Genomic DNA, 20,644 nt, shown 5'->3' on the forward strand with positions numbered 1-20,644 from the left:
CCGATCTGTGGACGGTCGACTGCGCGCGGACTCAGGCCGTTTGGGTGAGGTCCGCCGCCGCGCGGGCGATGGCGAGTTCCTCGTTCGTCGGCACCACCAGGACCTCTACCTTCGCGTCCGGCGGGGAGATCCGCCGCGCGGTGCGCTCCCGTGCCGTATTGCGGTCCGGGTCGACCGCGATACCGAACCGGGACAGCCCGGCGAGGGTGTCGGCGCGAACATCGGGGTTGTTCTCGCCGACGCCCGCCGTGAACGTGATCGCGTCGACCCCGCCGAGCTCGATCAGGTACGCGCCGAGGTAGTGGCGGAGGCGGTGTACGTACACGTCGTAGGCCAGTCGAGCCGCGGCATCGCCCGCGCCGATGAGCCGCCGCAACTCCCGGAAATCGTTGACCCCCGCCAGACCGCGCAGACCCGACCCGCGGTTGAGCAGACGATCGACGCCGTTGACGTCCATATGCGCGGTACGCATGAGATGGAGGATGATCCCGGGATCCAGGTCGCCCGAGCGGGTGCCCATGACCAGGCCCTCCAAGGGAGTCAGCCCCATACTCGTGTCCACCGGCTGCCCGCCGCGCAGCGCCGAGACCGAGGCGCCGTTACCGAGGTGGAAGACGATCTGGTCGATCGATTCGGGTGGGCGGTTCAGGAACTCGGCGACCCGGCCGGAGACGTATTCGTGCGAGGTGCCGTGGAATCCGTACCGGCGGATACCGTGCGCCGCCGCGACCTGCGCGTCGATGGCATAGGTCTTCGCGGCATCGGGCAGGCCGTGGAAGAACGCGGTATCGAATACCGCGACCTGCGGAATATCGGGCAACAGGGTGCGTACCGCCGCGATACCCCGTACGTTCGCCGGATTGTGCAGCGGCGCCAGCGCCGACAGTTCATCGATCGCGGCCAGCACCCGGGCGTCGACCAGCGTGGGCTCGTAGAACACCTCACCGCCGTGTACGACCCGGTGACCGACCGCGGTCACTCCGGCCGCGGTCAGGTCGTGGCCGGTATCGGCGAACTTCTCGAATGCCAGCCGCAACCCCGCTGTGTGGTCGGGAATCACGACCTGCTCGGTCAGGGTCCGGCCATCCGCGGTGTGTTCGATCGCACCGCCGTCCTCGCCGATCCGCTCCACCAGGCCCGCCGCCGCGATCGTGCCCGAATCCGGGTCCAGCAACTGATATTTGATCGAGGACGAACCGGAATTGACCACCAGCACCAGGTTGCCGCCCACTGCCGTCTCCCTTTCGCCGGACCGCGCCGCGGTCACTGGTCCTGCGCTTGAATGGCGGTGATGGCCACCGTGTTCACGATATCGGTGACCAGTGCGCCGCGGGACAGGTCGTTCACCGGTTTGCGCAACCCCTGTAGTACCGGCCCGATCGCGACCGCCCCCGCACTGCGCTGTACCGCCTTGTATGTGTTGTTACCGGTATTGAGGTCGGGGAAGACGAAAACGGTCGCCCGCCCGGCCACTTCGGAGCCGGGCAGTTTGGCGTCGGCGACCGTGGGTTCGATCGCCGCGTCGTATTGGATCGGTCCCTCGACCGGCAGCTCCGGCGCCCGCTCGCGGACCAGTCCCGTGGCCACCCGCACCTTGTCCACGTCCGCGCCGCTACCGGATTCGCCCGTCGAGTACGAGAGCATCGCCACGCGGGCGTCGATACCGAAGCGGGTCGCGGTCGCGGCCGACGAGACGGCTATATCGGCGAGCTGTTCGGAACTCGGGTCCGGGACCACCGCACAGTCGCCGTAGGCCAGCACCCGGTCGGCCAGGCACATGAGAAACACACTCGACACCGTCGAAACCCCGGGCACAGTTTTGATGATCTCGAACGAGGGCCGGATCGTATGCGCGGTGGTGTGCGCCGCCCCCGACACCATGCCGTCGGCGATACCGCGATGCACCATCATGGTGCCGAAGTACGAGATATCGGACACCGTCTCCCGCGCCCGCTCCAGCGTCATCCCTTTGTGCTTGCGTAGTTCGGTGTATTCGCGGGCGAAATCGTCGAGATGTTCGGAGGTCCGGGGGTCGAGCACCCGGGCATCGGTGATATCCACACCCAGCTCCGCGGCCCGGGCGCGGATCGCCGTCTCGTCGCCGAGGATGATCAGGTCCGCGATCTTGCGTTGCAGGACCCGCCCCGCCGCGCGCAGCACCCGGTCGTCGTCACCCTCGGGCAGCACGATCGTCTTACGGTCGGCCCGCGCGCGTTCGATCAGCTGGTATTCGAACATCTGCGGGGTCACCACGCTGGTCAGCGGGACCTCCAGCCGGCGCAGGAAATCCGCGGCATCGACACGGGTTTCCATCAGCGCCAGCGCCGTATCCACCTTGCGCGGATTGTGCGTCGACATCCGGCCGCGGGTGCGGTGCGCGACCCCGGCGGTCTCGTAGGTGCCCAGACCGGTGGTCAAGATGGGTAATCGCGGTTTCAGCCCGGTGATGAGCCGCGCGATCGCCGGATGCGGGAGCAACCCGCCGTTCATGATGATCCCGGCCAGCGACGGAAAACTCTCCGCCTCGTGCGCGTTCACCACACTGAGCAGAACATCGGAGCGGTCGCCGGGCGCGATGACCACCGCCCCGTCGTACAGACGCTCCAGAATGTGCTCGGCGGTCATGCCGCCGACCATCACCCCGAGTGCCTCCCGGTGCAGCAATTCGGGGTCGCCGCTGTACATATGGCCGTCCAGGGCCTCGCACAACTCCGCCATGGTGGGCGAGATCAGCAGCGGCACCTCGGGCAGGCTCCACGACGGCACCCCGAACGGTACGAGCGCCTCCCGCACGGTATCGAGTTCCCCGGGCGCGCAGCGATTGGCGATGATCGCCGCGAGTTGCGCGTGCTCGGACTTCAACTCGGCCGCGCACAATTCCACCAGTTGCTCGACCTCCTCGGCCGAACGCCGCGCCCCCCGCACCACCAGCAGCACCGGCGCCCCCAGATTCACCGCGATCCGGGCATTGAACCGCAGTTCGCTGGGACTGGCCACATCGGTGTAATCGCTGCCCACGATTACCACGGCGTCGCAGACAGCCGCGACCGCGTGGTACCGCTCCACGATCTCGGAGATCGCGGCGTCCGGATCGGCGTGCACCTGTTCGTAGCCGACGCCCACGGCCTGCTGGTATTCGATATCGACGGTGCTGTGTTCGAGCAGCAGCTCGAGAATGTAGTCGGGCTCGGTGGCCGACCGGGTGATCGGCCGGAACACCCCCACCCGCGCGGTGGTCGCACACAACATCTGCAGCACGCCGAGCGCCACGGTCGATTTACCGGTATCGCCCTCCGGCGATGCGATGTACACACTGGACGCAGCAACCTCGGCCATACGGTGAGTTTATGGTGCGCAGGTGCGCACGTGCGCGTGGGCGGGTCCAGGTGTCATCCTTCCGCGGAGGGCTGGGGCCGGCCGCGCCCGCTCCATAGGACTCCTCCGTTGTGCGCGGCGAACTCGACCGTGCGGTGCCGGAACCGGGCCGGTCAAGGGCTGTTGCCGAGCGCGGAGACGCTGTTCGTGGTCATCGCGGGAATCGAGGCCGTTGTGATGAACGATCGAAATTTTCTGCTGGTGACCCAGGACACCACGGCACCCTAAAGTCCGGATATCGTCGGATATCTCTCGGACTCACCGACCGGCCCGTTCGAATCGCCGGCGCTCCTGTATCAGGCGAAGGAATCGGGCCCGTCCGGATCGTCGCCTCGCTACCGGCTGCGTGCCCGATAGCCACCGCTATGGTGTACCGCCGAGGTTGCCTGCGGTATCCCGTTGGGGCGGATATCGCAGGCACCCGCCGTCCTTCCGCTTACCCCAGTTTCCGCAGCCGGGGGGCCAGGTCGCGCTGAAACAGGTCCAGGAAGCGTTTCTGGTCGTGGCCGGGTGCGTGGAAGACCAGGTGGTTCAGGCCCGCGTCGACGTACGGCTGCACCAGTTCGACCGCCTGGTCCGGGTCGCTGGCGACGACCCAGCGTTTGGCGATCTGTTCGATCGGGAGCGCGTCGGCCGCTTCTTCCATTTCGATCGGATCGTGGATGCTGTGCTTCTGTTCGGGGGTCAGCGACAGCGGTGCCCAGAAACGGGTGTTCTCGAGCGCGAGTTCGGGATCGGTGTCGTAGGAGATCTTGATCTCGATCATCCGGTCGATTGTGCTGACCTCACGGTCCACCTTCGCCGCGCCCTCCGCGACAGCCGGCATCAGCTTCTCCGTGTACAGGTCCATGCCCTTACCCGAGGTGCAGATGAAACCGTCGCCCGCGCGACCCGCGTACCGGGCCACCACCGGGCCGCCGGCGGCGATGTAGACCGGGATCCCGCCTTCGGGTACGTCGTAGATGGAGGCGCCGACCGTCTTGTAGTAGTTACCGTCGAAATCGGTCCGGGCGCCGGTCCACAGGGCGCGCATCAGATCCACCGATTCCCGCAGCCGCGCGAACCGCTCCTTGAACTCCGGCCATTCCCCCGAGTAGCCGGTGGCGATCTCGTTCAGGGCCTCGCCGGTGCCCACACCCAGCATCACCCGACCCGGATACAGGCAGCCCAGTGTCGCGAACGCCTGCGCGATCACGGCGGGGTTGTACCGGAAGGTGGGGGTGAGTACCGACGTACCGAGCAGGATCCGCTCGGTACGCTCACCCGCCGCGGCCAGCCAGGCCAGGGAGAACGGTGCGTGGCCGCCCTTGTGCCGCCACGGCTGGAAATGGTCGCTGACCGTGGCGCTGTCGAGGCCGTGTTCCTCGACCAGTACCGCCAGCTCTACCAGTTCACGGGGTCCGAATTGTTCCGCCGACGCTTTGTATCCGAGCTTCAGCTCACCCATTTGCGCCCACTCCTGTCGCGTTGTGGCCGGACCGTTTCCGGCCCGGATTCGACCCTAATAGGCGCAGTTGGGCCGAGCCCACCCGCAGCCCGCGAGTGACCGCGGCGAGCGCGCAGGTACGCCGTGGTGTCCGGTGGTCTCGTTCTCGGCTCGCGTTCGTCACTGCGGGCGCGGCATACCCACCCCTGGGCCCGCGAAGCGCAGAATCGATGAGTGAGCACAGACGACCGGATTCTGTCCTACCTCACCGATATGGACGGGGTGCTGGTGCACGAGGACCATATGGTCCCCGGCGCCGACGAATTCCTCGCCGAATTGCGGGCCGAGGAGATCCCGTTCCTGGTCTTGACCAACAACTCCATCCGCACCCCGCGCGATCTGCAGGCACGATTGCGGCAGACCGGGCTGGAGATCCCCGAGCATTCGATCTGGACCTCCGCCCTGGCCACGGCGAGCTTCCTCAACGAGCAGCGGCCGGGTGGGACCGCCTATGTGGTCGGTGAGTCCGGGTTGACCACCGCGCTGCACGAGATCGGTTATGTGCTGACCGAGGTGGACCCCGACTATGTGGTGCTGGGGGAGACCCGCACCTACTCGTTCGAGGCGATCACCACGGCGATCCGGCTGGTCGAGCGGGGTGCGCGGTTCATCGCCACCAACCCCGACCCGACCGGTCCGTCCCGCGACGGTGTACTACCCGCGACCGGTTCGGTGGCCGCCCTGATCACCCGCGCCACCGGCCGCGACCCCTACTACATCGGCAAGCCGAACCCGTTGATGATGCGTTCGGCGCTGCGCCGGATCAACGCCCACTCACAGACCAGCGTGATGATCGGCGACCGGATGGACACCGATGTGATCTCCGGGATGGAGGCCGGTATGCGCACCATCCTGGTGACCTCCGGTATCTCGACGAAGATGTCGGTCGAGCACTACCCCTACCGGCCGACCATGGTCCTGAACTCGGTGGCCGACCTGGCGGGGCGGGTACGGACCCCGTTCGCCGCCGAGTCGACCTCGCCGCACTGACCCGGGCTGCCCCCGATCCGTCCGTCCGAGTCCTGCCGGCGCCCGTCCTGGGTCAGGCCTGTCGGGACATATTGTCGTCGCCCTCCGTGCCTATGTCCCAGGTCGGCATCCGACCACGCGGCGCCGGAGGCGCCGCAGATCAACCCAGCGCGTGTTCCAGGTCGCCCAGCAGGTCTTCGATATCCTCGAGGCCGACCGAGATCCGCACGACACCGTCCGACAGCCCGATGCTCGCGCGGCCTTCCGGGCCCATCGCCCGGTGGGTGGTGGTCGCCGGGTGGGTGATGAGGGATTTCGCATCGCCCAGGTTGTTGGAGATATCGACGATCCGCAGCCTGTTCAGTACTTCGAAGGCGCGTTTCTTGGCGAGATCGGCGGCGGCCTCGAGTTCGAAGGTCACCACAGTGCCGCCGCCGCTCATTTGTTCGGTCGCCAGCGCGTATTGCGGGTGCGATTCCAGGAACGGATACCGGACCCAGCTCACCGCCGGATGCTCGTCGAGGTAGCGCGCGATCCGCAGCGCCGAATCGCTGGACTGCCGGACCCGCAGCGGCATGGTTTCCAGCCCTTTGAGCAGCGTCCAGGCGTTGAACGGGCTCAGCGCGGGTCCGGTGTGACGCATCAGCGTCTTCACCGGGCCCTCGATGTACTCCGATGTACCGAGGATCGCGCCGCCCAGCACCCGGCCCTGGCCGTCGATGTGTTTGGTGCCCGAGTAGACCACCACATCGGCGCCGAGTTCGAATCCACGCTGCAGCAGTGGGGTGGCGAACACATTGTCCAGGACCACCTTCGCACCCGCGGCGTGGGCCAGTTCGCAGACCTTGCGCACGTCGACCAGGGTCTGCATCGGGTTGGCCGGGGTTTCGAAGAACACCGCGGTGGTGGGCTCGGACAGGGCGGCTTCCCACTGGTCGAGGTCTTCACCGTCGACGAAAACCGTCTCCACACCCCAGCGGGGCAGGATCTCGTTGCACACCACGAAACAGGACCCGAACAGGCTGCGGGCGGCCACCAGCCGATCGCCCGCCTTCAGCAGAGCGCCGAGGGCGACGAAGACCGCCGCCATACCGCTGGCGGTCGCGAAACAGGCTTCGGCGCTGTCGAGCAGCCGCATCCGCTCCTGGAAGGTGGTCACCGTGGGGTTGCCGTAGCGGGAGTACACGTAGTGCGGATTGTCGCCGGTGAACGCGGCCTCGGCCGCTTCGGCGCTGGCGTAGACGAATCCGGAGTTCAGGTACAGGGCCTCGGAGGTTTCGTCGAACCCCGACCTGCTCAGGCCGCCGCGCACGCCCAGCGTCGCCGGGCCGACGCCTTCGGGTAGCGGACGTTCGAACGAGCCGCCGCCGATCACGACTGCCGCCAGGGGAGTCCCTGGGCCCGCCAGCCGGCGCCGCCGCGGTGTCCGAGTTCGTCCAGCGGACCCTCGAATCCCTCGCTGATGTTGTAGGCGGGTGCGATACCGGCCGCGGTCGCGGCGTCGGCGGCATGCGCCGAACGCTGACCGGAGCGACACAGGAAGAGGACGGGTGCGTCGGCGGGGTGGCCGGCCAGCGCGCTACGCAGTTGGTCGAGGAATTCGGTATTGCGGGCACCGGTACCGTCGACCCACTCCACCAGCAGGGTGGGCTTGGCGATCGGGCTGGTATCGGGTACTCCGACGAACTTCCACTCGGCTTCGGTCCGCACATCCACCAGGACTGCGTCCGGATTCTCGGTCAGCAGTTCCCATGCCTGCTGCGGGCCGATATCCCCTGCGTAACTCATACGTGGCACCTCCTACGAATCCGCACTTGCCGCATCCGATCGATGCGCGCCAGGTCGTCACCCGGAGCACCCCACCGCGGAGGAGGGTTGCCGACCAGCGAGCCGGGGCTTGGTACTGGTACTCATGACCCAATTCATGAGATTGCCCGGCCCGGCCCGGCCCTGTCAAACGTTGGTTGACGCTCCCGGCGGAATCATTCGACCGGCAGGTTGCACACCAGCCAGTCGCCGTCGGTGAGGAACAGCCACCAGGTCGCGGTCTTCTCCTCGCCCTCGACTTCGCTGGTCACCTCGATGGTCGCCGTATCGCCGTTGACCTGGACGGGGCCGAATCTCGCGATCTCGATGTCCTTCCCGGTCTCGCCGGGCTTCAGCTGCCCGGCCAGCGGTGAGCGCGCGGGAACGAAGCCGGGGCAGACCGCCTCGCGTGGCGGCTCCACCCCGTAGCGGCTGCTCGCCTCGGCGAACTCACGGACCGCTCCGGCGATCCGGTCGGAATCTGTGACATTTTTCTCAACGGGCGACACCAGTCCGGCGATCAGCACACCGCCCAGGACCAGGGCGGCAACCACCGCGGCCACGATGAACGGGGTGATCGAGCGCGGTGGTTCACCGTCGCCCGATTTCCCGGCCGCCTGCTCGTCGGCTCCTCCGGCATCGGTCATACCGACGATCATCCCTGGTCCCTGGATCGGTCCGTGCCCGGACCCCGATAGAATCACAGGGGAGGCGGGTACCACAGCACATCGCTACCCGCACAGACGTGGGACGACGAACGGCGACCAGCCGCCCGCGAACGACGCGATGTAGGTGCATATGGGCCGCGCGTCAAGTTAGCCTGAGCTAACAACAACGCCAGTGATTCTTTCGACCGATAAGGGTGCGCGTAACAGATGACCGAGCAGAAGGAAGCGAACCGCCCGCTTCGGATCGCGATCGTCGGGGCCGGACCGGCCGGTATCTATGCCGCTGACGCGTTGATGAAATCCGATGCAGACGTCTCGATCGACCTGTTCGAGCGGATGCCCGCCCCGTTCGGACTGATCCGCTACGGCGTCGCTCCGGACCATCCGCGGATCAAGGGAATCGTCACCGCCCTGCACAAGGTGCTGGACAAGGAGCAGGTGCGCCTGCTCGGCAATATCGACTACGGCACCGATATCACTCTGTCGGATCTGCGCCGCTTCTATGACGCGGTGATCTTCTCCACCGGCGCCAACGCCGACCGGGCGCTGCCGATCACGGGTATCGATCTGGACGGTTCCTACGGCGCGGCCGACTTCGTGTCCTGGTACGACGGCCATCCGGACGTGCCACGCACCTGGCCGCTGGACGCGGAGAAGGTAGCGGTCCTCGGCGTCGGCAATGTGGCGCTCGATGTGGCGCGCGTGCTGGCCAAGACCGGCGACGAACTGCTGCCGACCGAGATCCCGCCGAACGTGTACGAGGGACTGAAGCAGAACAAGGCCCTCGAGGTGCACGTGTTCGGCCGCCGCGGCCCGGCGCAGGCCAAATTCACCCCGCTGGAACTGCGCGAACTCGACCATTCGCCGACGATCGAGGTCATCGTCGATCCGGAGGACATCGACTACGACGAGGGTTCCGAGGCCGCGCGCCGCCACTCCAAGCAGGTCGATATGGTCGCCAATACCCTCGAGCAGTGGGCCATTCGCGATCAGGGCGAGCGCCCGCACAAGCTGTTCCTGCACTTCTTCGAATCCCCCGCCGAGATCCTGGGCTCCGACGGCAAGGTCGTGGGTCTGCGCACCGAACGCACCCAGCTCGACGGCACCGGCAATGTGAAGGGCACCGGCACGTTCCGGGAATGGGATGTGCAGGCGATCTACCGGGCCGTCGGCTACCTGTCCCAGAACATCTCGGAACTGCCCTTCGACGATCAGGCCGGTGTCATCCCGAACGAGGCCGGCCGGGTCCTGATCGACGAGAACGCCGACGGCCCCGCCCGCTACCTGCCCGGCACCTATGTGACCGGCTGGATCAAGCGCGGCCCGGTCGGGCTCATCGGCCACACCAAGGGCGATGCGAACGAAACGGTCGCCTGCCTCATCGACGACAGCGCGAATTTCGGCGCGGCCGAGAGCCCCGAGCCCGAAGCTGTGCTCGAATTCCTGGAGGGCCGGGGTATTCCGTTCACCACCTGGGCCGGCTGGTACCGGCTCGATGCGCACGAGCGGTCGCTGGGCGAACCCGAGGGCCGCGAGCGGGTCAAGGTCGTCGAGCGCGAGGATATGCTGCGCGCCAGCGAACCGAACAAGGTCTGATCGGTGGCCCGCTCCTCCCGGTCCATGGTTGGGAGGAGCAGGTGCCCCGGCATTTCAGGCATGCTGTAGCAGTGTTCGACGCCCATGTGCACATCATCGATCCGCGTTTTCCGCTGATCGAGAACGAAGGCTACCTACCGGAGCCCTATACCGTCGCCGACTACCGGCGGCGGATGACCCGGTTCCGGCCTTCCGGTGGTGCGGTGGTGAGCGCGTCGTTCCAGAGCAATGATCAGAGCTATCTGCGGGCCGCCCTGGCCGAACTCGGCCCCGGCTGGGTCGGGGTGACCCGGCTCGATCCCGACGCCTCCGACGCCGAGATCCTCGACCTGCACGAGGCCGGGGTGCGCGCGGTCCGGTTCAACCTCAAACGCGCGGCCGCCGATATCGCGAGCATGACCCGGCAGGCCCTGCGCGCTCATGAGCTGGCGGGCTGGCATGTGGAAATCTATGTGGACGGCCAGATGCTGGCCTCGCTACAGCCGGTGATCCTGAAACTGCCGAAGGTCTCGGTAGACCATCTCGGAATGTCCGAGGAGGGGATGTCGTATCTGCTGAACCTGGTCGATCGCGGTGCGCGGGTGAAGGCCACGGGCTTCGGCCGGGTCGATATGGATATCGCCACGGCGCTGCGCCGGATCCACGCCGTCAATCCGGAGGCGCTGATGTTCGGCAGTGATCTGCCCGGCACGCGGGCGGGGCGGCCGTTCCGGGAATCGGATGTGGAGCTGATCTGCGATGTGGTCGGCACCGATATGAACGCGGTTCTCGAGGACAACGCCCGCGCGTTCTACGGGTTGCCCGCCGTCGACCGCACCGCCGAGGACCCGACTCCGACTCTGCCGCTGTTCGTTCCACCACGCGAGGACAGGCCGGCGGTGCACGACGGGACGACCCGCCCGCTGCCGATCATCCATAAGCGCCCCGACCTTCGATAGTGCCCGAGCCGGGACGCCGCCCGGAACCTTCACGGTGGGCGAATATGCCGGCCGGGACCTGGTCGAACATATTCGTTACAAAGATCCGTTCGGGGGATAGCTGCGGTGGAGGCACGGATCGCGGGGGCGCCGAATCCGATCGAGAAGGCATTGTTGTCGGAGGAATTGCCTACATTGCGATACGAGTCGGCGGTGTGAACCTGTCGGCCGTGGGTGTGGTCGGCGGGTTCACGCCGCGATGGCGCCGATAACCCACACTCCGCTCGCCAGCAGCGCGCCCAGGAGTTCCACCAGGATCGAGAGTCCGACACCTTTGATCGCGTGTTTGCTCGACACCCAGGCCTGCCGGTTGTCCGGTAGGCGCTGGAGTTCGGAAAGGTAGACCCCGACAACGAAACCCACGAACAATCCGACCACGGGGATCACGAAGAACCCGGCGATACCGGCGATGCCGCCCAGCAGCAGCGTCCGGTTCGGTACGCCCGCTTCTTTCAATTTCTGCCCCGGCCAGGTGTATTTCACGACGCCTGAGATGACCAGCAGGACGGTGCTGATCGCCAGCACCGCCCACGCCGTCGTTCCGCCGGTGACGAACGCCCAGACGGCGATCGCCCCGAAGATCAAGATCACTCCCGGCAGAATCGGCACCACGATGCCCACCAGGCCGACCAGGATCACCAGGCCGACAACGATTTCTCCCCATACGCTCACCGCACCAAAGTAACCCGAATCGGACATCACCGCCGGATCGTGCGTACCCGTTCACCGCAGTGCGGGCGCGGCGTGTTCGCCGGACCCGGTGGATCTGGCGGATTTCGGGCAGGTCCGGCGGTGGATACCAGGGCGAAGGAGTGGTGACCTGCGGACTCGCGTCAGGACGGATTGCCGAGGCCCAGCGTGCGGGCGGTCAGGTCCAGTACGCCGGCGCGGTGGCGCCGACCCGCGATCATATCGGTGATCTCCGGACGCATGCTCGCGAAGATCGCCATGGCCAGGAACTCGGCGTCGGCATCGGGCGCCACCTGTGCGATCAGGTCGGCGAGGAGGGCGCGCCAGGGTGCCCAGCTGTTCGAATGGCAGCCGTCGGGCAGGGCGCGCATCAGCGGGGCCAATTCGATCGCGGTGAGATCGAAGACCGCCGCGACGACCGCCAGGATCCGATCGCCCACGGGCTCCGCGGCATCCGCCGCGAGGGCGCGGACGGTCTCCCAGCTCCGGCTGGTCCGGTCCTCGACCAGCGCGCGGATGAGTCCTTCGCGGTCGGTGAATCGGCGGAACAGCGTGCCCTTGCCGACCCCGGTGGCCGCCGCGATGTCGTCCATGGAGATGTTGTCGCGTTTCTCGTCGCAGATCAGACGCCCGGCCACGGTCAGGATCGCGGCGCGATTGCGTTCGGCGTCGGCACGCACCAGGACTCCTCCTGTTGACAGAAACGGACTGTTGGTCCGTATCATACAGATGACTAAGCGGACTATCGGTCCGGAACGAGAGGTGGAGTCCAGTGCGTGCAGTTCGATATCACGAATACGGAGCGCCGGAGGTGCTGCGCGTCGAAGAGGTCGAGGATCCGGTGCCGGGAGAGGGTGAGCTGCTCGTCCGGGCGACGGCCACCGGTGTCAACTACTTCGAAGTGCAGGTGCGCGCCGGCGTCGTGCCGGATCCGCTCGACTCGCCCTTGCCGCATATTCCGGGTATCGAAGTGGCCGGCACTGTGATCGCCGCCGGTCCCGGCGTCGGACGACACCGGATCGGCGAGCGGGTGGTCGGAACCGTCGCTGCTGGAAGCTATGCCGAATTGGTGGTCGTTCCCGCGGCGGCCGCCGCTCCGCTCGACGAACGGCTCGGCGAACACCGGGCGCTCGCGCTGCTCGGACAGGGGGCGACGGCGGTGGGAGTGATCGAGACCGCCGATATCGGGCCCGGTGACACGGTTCTGGTGGAGGCGGCCGGTGGCGGTATCGGAACCCTGCTGGTGCAGTTGGCCAAACGGGCCGGTGCCCGGGTTGTGGCCGGCGCGAGTGGGGAAGCGAAACGCCGCGTGGCCGCCGACCTGGGTGCCGACACAACTGTGGACTACTCACGACCCGGTTGGGCCGAGGAGGTGGGGCCGGTAACGGTTGTTCTGGAAACCGTCGGAGGGCAGACAGCTCGCGACGCGTACGGTCTGCTCACCGCGCCCGGCGCCCGGATGGTCGTCTTCGGTTCCGCCAGCGGGAATCCGGTGGAGATCGGTTCGCAGCAGCTGCTTCCGGTCGGTGCCCCGCTGATCCCGTTCAGCCTCGGCTACCGTCCGCAACGATGGCCGGAACTGGTCCGTCGCGCCGAGGAATTGACCGTGCGCGGTGAACTCGATCCGGTCATCGGCGCCGTCCTGCCCCTCGCGGCGGCCGCGGCGGCCCACCGTGCATTCGAGGCCCGCACCGCGATCGGCAAGACCATCCTCACCCTCTGAATCCGGCCGGGTCGCTATCGCGCGGCCGTTCCGCGCTGAGAACGCCGACCGCCGGTGGTTCGCCGCCGGGGAGCCACCGGAGCTGATCGCCCACGGCACCGAACTCATGGCCCGGTCGCGCCGGGCGACCGGTTCGACTCTGGCGAACCCCGGTTGTTCCGCGCACACCGCCGGCGACCGGCCGGGAGCACGTTTCCGGAAGCCGGGACCGGTCGAGGCAGGCCATGATGAGCCGATCAGCAGACGAATGTGGAGGTAGCGATGCGGCCGGTGGTTCTGATCGTGGCGGTGATCCTGTTCGCGGCAATGGGTCTGTACGCGCTGGCGGCACCGGCGAAACCGACCGCGCCCTTCGGTATCCCGGTCACCACCGCGAGCGGACGCTCCGAGGTCCGCGCCGTGTACGGCGGGTTCGGGCTGGCGGTGGCCGGCGCCCTCGGCTGGGCGGCCGCGGGAACCGGTGAGTTGCGGCGGGGCGTGGTGCTGGCGGTCGCTGTCGCGCTCGCCGGGATGGCGGCCGGCCGGGCCCTGTCCCGGTTGTTCGACAGCTCGGTTCCGTTCTATCCGGTCTGGTTCTACTTCTGGGTGGAGGTGGTCGCGGCCGCCGCGCTGCTCGCGGTCGCTTGAGGTTCCCGGTGCGCGGGCCCGACGGGCTAACCGGCACCGGCGAGGACCCCGGCCCCGACGGCGATCAGCGCGATACCGACGAGCACATCGATGCGGCCGCGGACCCGACCGTCGGCGAACTTCCGCTGTAGCGCGGAGACCACGCTGGTCAGCGCCAGATACCAGGCTGCCACGACCGCGGCCGCGATGGCCGGGAACGCGATCGCGTCCGCCGCCCGCGCCCCGCCGGGCGGTACGAACGGCGGGATCAACGCGACGAAGAGGACCGCGGCCTTCGGATTGAGAATATTCGACAGGAACCCACGCCCGATATCGCCGACGCGGCTCGCGGCTCGCGGTCCGGACGCGGCGATATCGGGCGCGACGGCCGTGCGGCGGGCCGCGCGCAGGGAGCCGACACCCAGCCAGATCAGATACACCGCACCGGAGATCTCGACCACGCGGAACGCTGTCGCCGAAGTCTCCAGCAGTATCGACACCCCGGTGACGGCGGCGAGTACCCAGAGGAACATCCCGGCCGCCACGCCCAGCGTCGCCGCCGCCCCGGCGGCCCAACCGGTGAGCGCGCGGCCGGTGATCACGGCCATATCCGGGCCCGGCGAAACCGCGATGAACAGCATGACACCGGCGAACGCGGCGTATTGCGCCGGCGCCGAGGTCATTCGGTCTCCTACTTGGATGAGCGGCAGCCGACCGGCGTCACCATGAGCGGTCGGCAGGGCCGGGGTCCGGTATCAATTCTGACGTGGCAGGAGTTCGGTGACGAAACGATCCAGGAAGCCGTCCAGTGGTTTGCCGCCCGCCGGGACCACCACGAACTTGCTCAGTCCGGCTTCGAGATAGCCGTCGACCAGCCGGTGCAGCTCCGGCCAGCTGCCCGCGACCAGTTCGGCCGGGTCGGTTCCGGGGCGCTGGAGTGTGATCCCCGCCGATAGATCGGCCGGGATACCGTCCTCCGCCAGCAGCAGCGTGATCCCGAAATGATCGGCTTCGATTTCTCGCCCCGCCGTCGCGGCCTCGGCATGGATCGCCGCCACCCCCGCGGCAGCCTCGGCCGGGGTCAGGAAGCTGCCCAGCCAGCCGTCGCCGTACCGGCCGATGCGCCGGAACGCGGCGGGTGCGCGGCCGCCGAGCCAGATGTCCAGGGGCCGGGCCGGGCGTCTGCCCACCCGTGCGCCGCGCACCGTGAAATAGTCTCCTTCGAAATCCACATCGTCATCGCGGAGGACGGCGCGCAACAGCCGCAGGGATTCGTCGAATACTTCTCCGCGCCGCCCGGCCACGGGGAACAGATCGCGTTCCTGCGGAGTGGCCGGTTGCAACCCGAACACCGGAAGTACCCGTTTCGGTGCGAGCGCCGCCAGCGAGGCCAGCTGTTCGGCGACCAGGACGGGATGGCGGCCGGGCAGGATGGCCACCGACGTCCCGACCTTCAAGTGGGTTGTGCGCGATAGCGCGAACGCCATCCCGACGGTGGGATCCACAGCCGGTGCGTAGATCAGTTCGGAGAACCAGAGGGAATCGATCCCTTCGCCCTCCAGCCGGTCCACGAGCTCCGGCAGATTCTCCGGTTCGCTGTTCGAGCCCGCACCGACGCCGAATCTAACTTTCATCTAGCCGCTCCTGGTCTGGACGAATTGCCCGTACTGCGACCCTACGGAATCCCGGCGAGCCGTGACGCCGAGGTGTCGCAGGACCTCGACCAGCCGCGGCCGCTGTTCCCGGCTTGTGCGCACGGCGGCGGCCGAGCGCATCGCCCGGAGTTCGAAATTCGTTACACATTCGGCCCATCCAGCTGTGAAACGGTCTCGAATACAAGATGGTATGTGTCATAGCTTCAAGCCATAACTGCTGCTAGGGCGTTGCTTTTGATTTCGTCTTCCGGCTGTCGGGGGCTTGGGTGAGAGCGCAACCGTAAGAGTCCGGGCGCTAGTCCGGACGGACAACGAAACCAGAGAAACGAGGATTTGAAATGGGACTGCTCGGTGGTCTGCTGGATCTCGTCGGTAGCGTCGTCACGAACCTCGCCGGTGTTGTCGGTGGCCTGGGCGGCGTGCTCTTCTGAGTAGGTCGTCCCGCCGTCGGATGCGCTCGTGATCACTGCACCTGACGAGCACTTCCGTTCGGGCGAATTCGATATGGGTGCCCGCTTCGGCCGATCGCTGCGAAGTGACGGCCGGGGCGGGTATTCCGGTGTAGCAACTCTTTTCGTGCCGGGCACTCCGATACGTCCCGGCGCATTCGCTTCGCTGTGAGGAGTTCAGTTGCTTCTGAGTGTTGTCGGCCAGCTCGTCGGCACGGTACTCGATCTCGTTATCGCGCTCCTCGTTCCGTAGCGGGTCCGCGCGAGGTCGATTGCCGTACGGCGCCGTCCGGGGCCGCGCCGTTCCGATGAATCCGGAGGTCTGGATGAGCCGCGCCCGCACGGTGTTCGAACGAGTGGTCTGCGCTGTCGCCGGCGCGGTGACCGTATCGGTCGCCACGCTCGCGGTCGGGCCACCCGCGGTCGCCAGGGCCCAGGACGGTGTCGAGGCGGCGTTGGCGGAGGCCGGGGGTTGCCCCGGCCTTTTCGTTCTCGGGGTACAGGGAACCGGGCAGTCCACCCCGAATTCCCCGGTCGCCGCGGATGTCGGCCTGCTGTCGCTGGTACTGGGCCCGTTGACCGAGATGTTGAGCGGGCCCGCGGTGGGCCGCGCCTATGTTCCCTACCTGGCCGGTTTCGGCGGCGCGCTGCCCGGAGCCACTCCGGCACCGTATTCCGTCTCGGCGGGTGAGGGATTGGGACGGCTCCGCGAGATGGCGGCCGAGGTCACCGAGCGCTGCCCGCGCTCCCAGCTGGGATTGATCGGTTACTCGCAGGGTGCGCATGTTGTTTCGATGTTCGCCCGCGAGGTCGGTACCGGCCTGGGTGCCGTTCCGGCCGACCGGATCGCGGCAGTGGCCCTACTGGCCGACCCGACCCGTGCGCCCGGGGCCGCGGTGTTCCCCGGACAGCCGGGAACGGGACGCCCGGAACCTGCCCCCGGCACAACGGGCGCGGAACTGGACGCCTTGCAGGAGTTTCCGCAGCATCCCGCGCCGGGCGGCGGAATCGGGCCACTGCGCGATATCGCCCCGGACTTCGGGGAACTCACCGGCCGGGTGGCCTCGCTGTGCCTGCCCGGGGACCTCGCTTGCGACGCGCCCACCGATGCGCCGCTGCTGCACATGGTGGTGAACATCCTCGGCCAGGCCGAACTCATCCCGTCGGATCCGGTGGCGGCGCTGGAGTCGATCGGCGACGGTTTCTCGTCGACTCTCGCGCGTACCGCGACCGCGGTCATCACCCATGATCTGCGCGGGTATTCGCTGGGCACACTGTCGTTGACGCCGGAGAAACCGCTCGGCGTCCGGTTGGCCGAGGCCGCGGACCCGCGTTCGGGTAGCGAACCGCAGGCCCGTGAGGCGCTGCTGAAATTGGGTACCAGCGCGCTCAACACACTACTGGCGATCATCGGTATCGCTCTCGAACCCGCCGAAGTCGCCGGAATCGCCACCGCTCCCGACCCGCTGACCGGTATCGAACGCGCCACCGACGCGCTCATCGACGCCGTCCGCCGCCCGCTGCCGCGGCGCACCGTGTTCAATCTGGTCAGTAAGACGTTCAACGCGCTCGGCCAATTGAGTGCCGAGAACGGTGAACTCCTCGACCCCACGCTGTGGCTGCGTTACGCCGATACCGTGCGTAAACACGGCGACTACTTCCACGCGGGCTACACCGCGGACGGTAAGCCCGCGGCCGACCTGGTACTGAAATGGTTCACGGCGGTGGCCGAGGATCTCGCCACCAACCGCATACCCGAACCCTCTCCGGCGCGGTCGGTTCCGTCCGTGCCCGCACCCGCCGATCCCGGCCCCGCACCCGCACCGCAGCAGCAGCCCGCGCCACAGTCGCCTGTGCCCGCCGCCGAGCCCGATATCCGCAATATCGCGGTCGGCGCGCAACCGTCTGCGCGGACGCGGGCCGTGGCCGACACCGCGTCGCACCGACCCGTGCCCGGCTCGGTCCCGTATCTGCTGGGGCTGGTGCTGCTGGCCGCGGTATCGGCCGGCGCGTGCAGTGCGATCAAGGTCGCGCAGCGCGTGCGCGGCCTATGGCTGGTGGTGGCGGCCGGTGCCAGCGATTGTCCGCCTTCGCCGCGACGACGGCCGCGTAACCGGGGTCGCGCATACGGCCCGCGGCGATCAGGGACTCGGCCTTGCGGCGATTGATCTCCGACCAAGGGCTCTTCGGCGTCCGGGGGGAGTAGCGCTGGAGGTAGTGGTCGGCGTCGAACGCGCGGCGGTGGCTGTCTATCCAGCCGTAGCAGAGGGCTACGTCGAGGGCTTCGGTGATGGTGATCGTGGGAGTGGGCGCGTTCTTCTTGGCGATCTTCAACCAGATCTCCGAGGCGGTGTCGTGATGGGTGGACAGCCACGTCTCGTAGTCCTCGGCCGTATCGAAAATGACGGCTCGGGTGTGGTCGACGGTGGGCATCTGTGGACCTCTTCCGACTGGTGTGTGATGGTCTGTCTCGATCCTCCAGCAATAAGTGCGCACCGAATGAGCACTTATCTCCGGCCGTCGCCGTAGCGTTCGACCAGTTCCGCGCCCAGGGTGGCGAGCTCGTCGCACACCGAATCCGGTGCCACGACCTCGGCGGTCGCACCCCAGCCCGCGAGTTGTTCGGCGATCGCGCGCGGGGTGTGCGCGGTGATCCGGACGCGGATACGGCCGTCGGGTGCGGGTCCGAGGATTTCGCAGTGCCGGCCGTGCCGGTCGCGCAGGACCGGGAGCAGGTGTTCGCCGATCAGCACGAGAGCGGAGGTGGTGGCGCGGCGCTGCTCCATCTCCTCGACGACTTCGGCCCAGACGGTGGACAGGTCGAGATCGGCGGGGCGGTGCGCCTCCTCGTCGATAGGGCCGGCGTGCAGGATGCGGTCCACACGGAAGGTCCGGCGGCCCTGTTCGGTTCCGGCCACCAGATACCAGATGGCGTCCTTGTCGACCAGGCCCCACGGATCGACTACGCGGTCGGTCGCCGAACCGTCCCGGCCCGGGTAGCGCAACGCGACACGGCGGCGCCGCACCACCGCCTGCTGCAACAGCCGGACCGTCTCGGGGAGTTCGCGCTCGGTGCGGCCCCAGCCGGCCGGATCGATCACTACCGCGTCGGCGGCGGCCTCGGCTTCGCCGCGGAAGGTCGCGGGGAGAGCACGCAGCAGTTTGCGCAGGGCCGAGCGCGCTTCCGGCACCGCTCCCGCGGACGGGCCGGTGAGCAGGAACAGCGCTCGCGCCTCGCCCGCGGTCAATCCACTCAGATCGGTGCGGGCGCCGCCGATCAACTGCCAGCCGCCGCCGCGCCCGGGTTGTGGGTACACCGGCACGCCGGCGGTGGAAAGTGCCTCCAGGTCGCGGCGCGCGGTCGCGACCGACACCTCGAGTTCGGTGGCGATCTCGGCGGCGGTGACCCGGCCGCGGGTCTGCATCAACAGCAGGGTGGCCACCAATCGATCTGCTCGCATAGCCCGATTCTTCGCTGGAAAGTGCTCAGAAGTTGAGTACTTTGCGCGCGAGGATGGTTACACCAGCTCGAAACCACGACCGAGGAGAACAACGATGCTGCGCGGAATGACGACCGTGAACTTCTACGCCGACGATCTGACGGCGGCCAAGGACTGGTACGAGGAGTTCCTCGGGACCCCGCCCTACTTCGCGGTGCCGGGGTACTACGAGTTCCGGGTCGGCGACTACGAGCACGAATTCGGTCTGATCGACAGTGCGCACAAGCCGAAGCGCGCCGAATCGGGACCGGGCGGTGCGGTGCTGTACTGGCATGTCGACGATCTGGCGGCCACCCACGAACGCTTGCTGGAACTGGGCGCCACCGAATACGAGCCGATCACCACCCGGGGGCCGGGTTTCGTCACCGGCTCGGTGGTGGATCCGTTCGGAAACGTGCTCGGCATCATGAGCAATGTCCACTATGTGGAGATCCTCGGCCGGAAATGACGCTTCGCGTGTGCCCCCGGGATAGTTGCGGGGCTCCCGATCAGAACAGTGTCGGTTCGCCGAAACCGGAGGTGCGTTCGATCGCCAGCAGTGTCGATTTCGTGCCGATCCCGCCCGGCGCCGAGAAACCGTGCAGTGAATGGTCGGCGGCCAGGACGCGATGGCAGGGCACGATGAGGGGGATCGGGTTGCTGCCGAGTGCCTGTCCGACGGCCTGTGCCGCCCCGGGCGCGTCGCAGCGTCGCGCTACCTCCCCGTAACTGAGTGTGTGTCCGGGATCGATGGCGCGGGTGACGGCGTACACCGCCCGGTGGAACACCGGGACTCCCGCGAGGTCGAGCGGTATCCGGCGGAGGTCGTCGAGGTCGCCGTCGAGGTGATCGCGGATACGGGCGATCGCCTCGGCCCGCGGGCCTTCGGTGGGGATCGGGATCGGGCGGGCGTCGCCGGTGAAACGGGAGAAGGCGGTGCCGGGCTCATGACCGGGCAGCTGGAAGCGGATCACGGCGTCCGCTCGCCACGCGATGGCGCAGCGGCCGATCGCGGTATCGAAATCCGTCGCGTCGAGGGGTGCGACCGTACTGTCCGGCATATCGACAGTCTGCTCGCAGCCACCGACAGATGGTGGGGCCGGATCGGACCGCACCGGCCCCGTGACTCGGAGCCGCTGTTGTCATACTGTCAATATGCCCGGCA

Annotated in this window: 19 protein-coding genes, 1 pseudogene and 1 riboswitch; of the genes and pseudogenes, 7 read left to right on the forward strand and 13 right to left on the reverse strand. The window is 67.8% G+C overall.

Features of this window, described 5'->3' with window-relative positions:
- Positions 1–31 precede the first annotated feature (31 nt).
- The 3 genes from IEY68_RS23450 to fgd form a co-directional block, all read right to left on the reverse strand.
- Positions 32–1,231 carry an acetate kinase gene (locus IEY68_RS23450; RefSeq protein ID WP_058854124.1) on the reverse strand — a complete coding sequence of 400 codons (1,200 nt, stop codon included), beginning with the start codon at positions 1,229–1,231 and terminating at the stop codon, positions 32–34.
- Positions 1,232–1,263: 32 nt separating this feature from the next.
- On the reverse strand, positions 1,264–3,336 hold the full coding sequence (pta, locus tag IEY68_RS23455) for a phosphate acetyltransferase (protein WP_058854123.1): 2,073 nt from the start codon (positions 3,334–3,336) through the stop codon (positions 1,264–1,266).
- A 475-nt stretch (positions 3,337–3,811) separates the two neighbouring features.
- The gene (fgd, locus tag IEY68_RS23460; RefSeq protein ID WP_058854122.1) at positions 3,812–4,822 is read right to left on the reverse strand and encodes a glucose-6-phosphate dehydrogenase (coenzyme-F420); all 1,011 of its coding nucleotides are present in this window, start codon (positions 4,820–4,822) and stop codon (positions 3,812–3,814) included.
- A 252-nt stretch (positions 4,823–5,074) separates the two neighbouring features.
- On the opposite strand from fgd, the gene IEY68_RS23465 reads away from it, so the two are divergent.
- On the forward strand, positions 5,075–5,851 hold the full coding sequence (locus IEY68_RS23465) for an HAD-IIA family hydrolase (RefSeq protein WP_156426099.1): 777 nt from the start codon (positions 5,075–5,077) through the stop codon (positions 5,849–5,851).
- A gap of 139 nt (positions 5,852–5,990) precedes the next feature.
- Here IEY68_RS23465 and IEY68_RS23470 read toward each other — a convergent pair whose 3' ends face one another.
- From IEY68_RS23470 to IEY68_RS23480, 3 genes are all read right to left on the reverse strand, one after another.
- Entirely contained in the window at positions 5,991–7,205 is a 1,215-nt protein-coding gene (locus IEY68_RS23470; RefSeq protein ID WP_058854120.1) for an O-succinylhomoserine sulfhydrylase, read from the reverse strand.
- Positions 7,202–7,618 carry a rhodanese-like domain-containing protein gene (locus IEY68_RS23475; protein ID WP_058854119.1) on the reverse strand — a complete coding sequence of 139 codons (417 nt, stop codon included), beginning with the start codon at positions 7,616–7,618 and terminating at the stop codon, positions 7,202–7,204. The genes IEY68_RS23470 and IEY68_RS23475 overlap by 4 nt, the downstream gene beginning before the upstream one ends.
- Before the next feature lie 17 nt (positions 7,619–7,635).
- Positions 7,636–7,748, reverse strand: a riboswitch (SAM riboswitch).
- A 64-nt stretch (positions 7,749–7,812) separates the two neighbouring features.
- On the reverse strand, positions 7,813–8,283 hold the full coding sequence (locus IEY68_RS23480) for an Rv0361 family membrane protein (protein WP_156426097.1): 471 nt from the start codon (positions 8,281–8,283) through the stop codon (positions 7,813–7,815).
- A gap of 228 nt (positions 8,284–8,511) precedes the next feature.
- Here IEY68_RS23480 and IEY68_RS23485 point away from each other — a divergent pair, with 228 nt between their 5' ends.
- Positions 8,512–9,900: an FAD-dependent oxidoreductase gene (locus IEY68_RS23485; protein ID WP_058854117.1), complete on the forward strand. Its 1,389-nt coding sequence runs from the start codon at positions 8,512–8,514 to the stop codon at positions 9,898–9,900.
- Positions 9,901–9,971: 71 nt separating this feature from the next.
- A complete protein-coding gene (locus tag IEY68_RS23490) occupies positions 9,972–10,838 on the forward strand; it encodes an amidohydrolase family protein (RefSeq protein ID WP_058854116.1) in 867 nt (288 codons plus the stop codon).
- A 228-nt stretch (positions 10,839–11,066) separates the two neighbouring features.
- Here IEY68_RS23490 and IEY68_RS23495 read toward each other — a convergent pair whose 3' ends face one another.
- Both IEY68_RS23495 and IEY68_RS23500 read right to left on the reverse strand, forming a co-directional pair.
- Positions 11,067–11,576, reverse strand: coding sequence for a DUF456 domain-containing protein (locus IEY68_RS23495; protein WP_373293007.1), 510 nt, complete (start codon positions 11,574–11,576; stop codon positions 11,067–11,069).
- Positions 11,577–11,710: 134 nt separating this feature from the next.
- Entirely contained in the window at positions 11,711–12,247 is a 537-nt protein-coding gene (locus IEY68_RS23500) for a TetR/AcrR family transcriptional regulator (protein ID WP_058854114.1), read from the reverse strand.
- Between the two features lie 92 nt (positions 12,248–12,339).
- Between IEY68_RS23500 and IEY68_RS23505 the strand changes: the two genes are divergently transcribed.
- Together IEY68_RS23505 and IEY68_RS23510 are read left to right on the forward strand one after the other, a co-directional pair.
- Positions 12,340–13,290, forward strand: coding sequence for a quinone oxidoreductase family protein (locus IEY68_RS23505; protein WP_063916385.1), 951 nt, complete (start codon positions 12,340–12,342; stop codon positions 13,288–13,290).
- 261 nt (positions 13,291–13,551) lie between these two features.
- Positions 13,552–13,917 (forward strand): DUF4345 family protein, encoded by a 366-nt coding sequence (locus tag IEY68_RS23510; RefSeq protein ID WP_058854111.1) that lies wholly within the window; start codon positions 13,552–13,554, stop codon positions 13,915–13,917.
- Between the two features lie 26 nt (positions 13,918–13,943).
- Here the strand turns inward: IEY68_RS23510 and IEY68_RS23515 are convergent, their stop codons facing one another.
- Entirely contained in the window at positions 13,944–14,579 is a 636-nt protein-coding gene (locus IEY68_RS23515) for a LysE family translocator (protein WP_058854110.1), read from the reverse strand.
- A 72-nt stretch (positions 14,580–14,651) separates the two neighbouring features.
- A complete protein-coding gene (locus IEY68_RS23520; protein WP_058854109.1) occupies positions 14,652–15,530 on the reverse strand; it encodes a TIGR03854 family LLM class F420-dependent oxidoreductase in 879 nt (292 codons plus the stop codon).
- A gap of 1,054 nt (positions 15,531–16,584) precedes the next feature.
- Here IEY68_RS23520 and IEY68_RS36380 point away from each other — a divergent pair.
- Positions 16,585–17,100, forward strand: a pseudogene (locus tag IEY68_RS36380) (cutinase family protein); the annotation flags it as partial.
- A gap of 922 nt (positions 17,101–18,022) precedes the next feature.
- Here IEY68_RS36380 and IEY68_RS23525 read toward each other — a convergent pair.
- Both IEY68_RS23525 and IEY68_RS23530 read right to left on the reverse strand, forming a co-directional pair.
- Positions 18,023–18,433 carry a YdeI/OmpD-associated family protein gene (locus IEY68_RS23525; RefSeq protein ID WP_082681224.1) on the reverse strand — a complete coding sequence of 137 codons (411 nt, stop codon included), beginning with the start codon at positions 18,431–18,433 and terminating at the stop codon, positions 18,023–18,025.
- A 74-nt stretch (positions 18,434–18,507) separates the two neighbouring features.
- Positions 18,508–19,461: a helix-turn-helix transcriptional regulator gene (locus IEY68_RS23530; protein ID WP_058854107.1), complete on the reverse strand. Its 954-nt coding sequence runs from the start codon at positions 19,459–19,461 to the stop codon at positions 18,508–18,510.
- A 94-nt stretch (positions 19,462–19,555) separates the two neighbouring features.
- On the opposite strand from IEY68_RS23530, the gene IEY68_RS23535 reads away from it, so the two are divergent.
- Positions 19,556–19,948: a VOC family protein gene (locus IEY68_RS23535; RefSeq protein ID WP_058854106.1), complete on the forward strand. Its 393-nt coding sequence runs from the start codon at positions 19,556–19,558 to the stop codon at positions 19,946–19,948.
- A 40-nt stretch (positions 19,949–19,988) separates the two neighbouring features.
- On the opposite strand, the gene IEY68_RS23540 is transcribed toward IEY68_RS23535, so the two are convergent.
- Positions 19,989–20,540, reverse strand: coding sequence for a methylated-DNA--[protein]-cysteine S-methyltransferase (locus tag IEY68_RS23540; protein WP_058854105.1), 552 nt, complete (start codon positions 20,538–20,540; stop codon positions 19,989–19,991).
- Between the last annotated feature and the right edge of the window lie 104 nt (positions 20,541–20,644).

The organism is Nocardia jinanensis (genome assembly GCF_014645735.1).
Taxonomy (GTDB): Bacteria; Actinomycetota; Actinomycetes; order Mycobacteriales; family Mycobacteriaceae; genus Nocardia; species Nocardia jinanensis.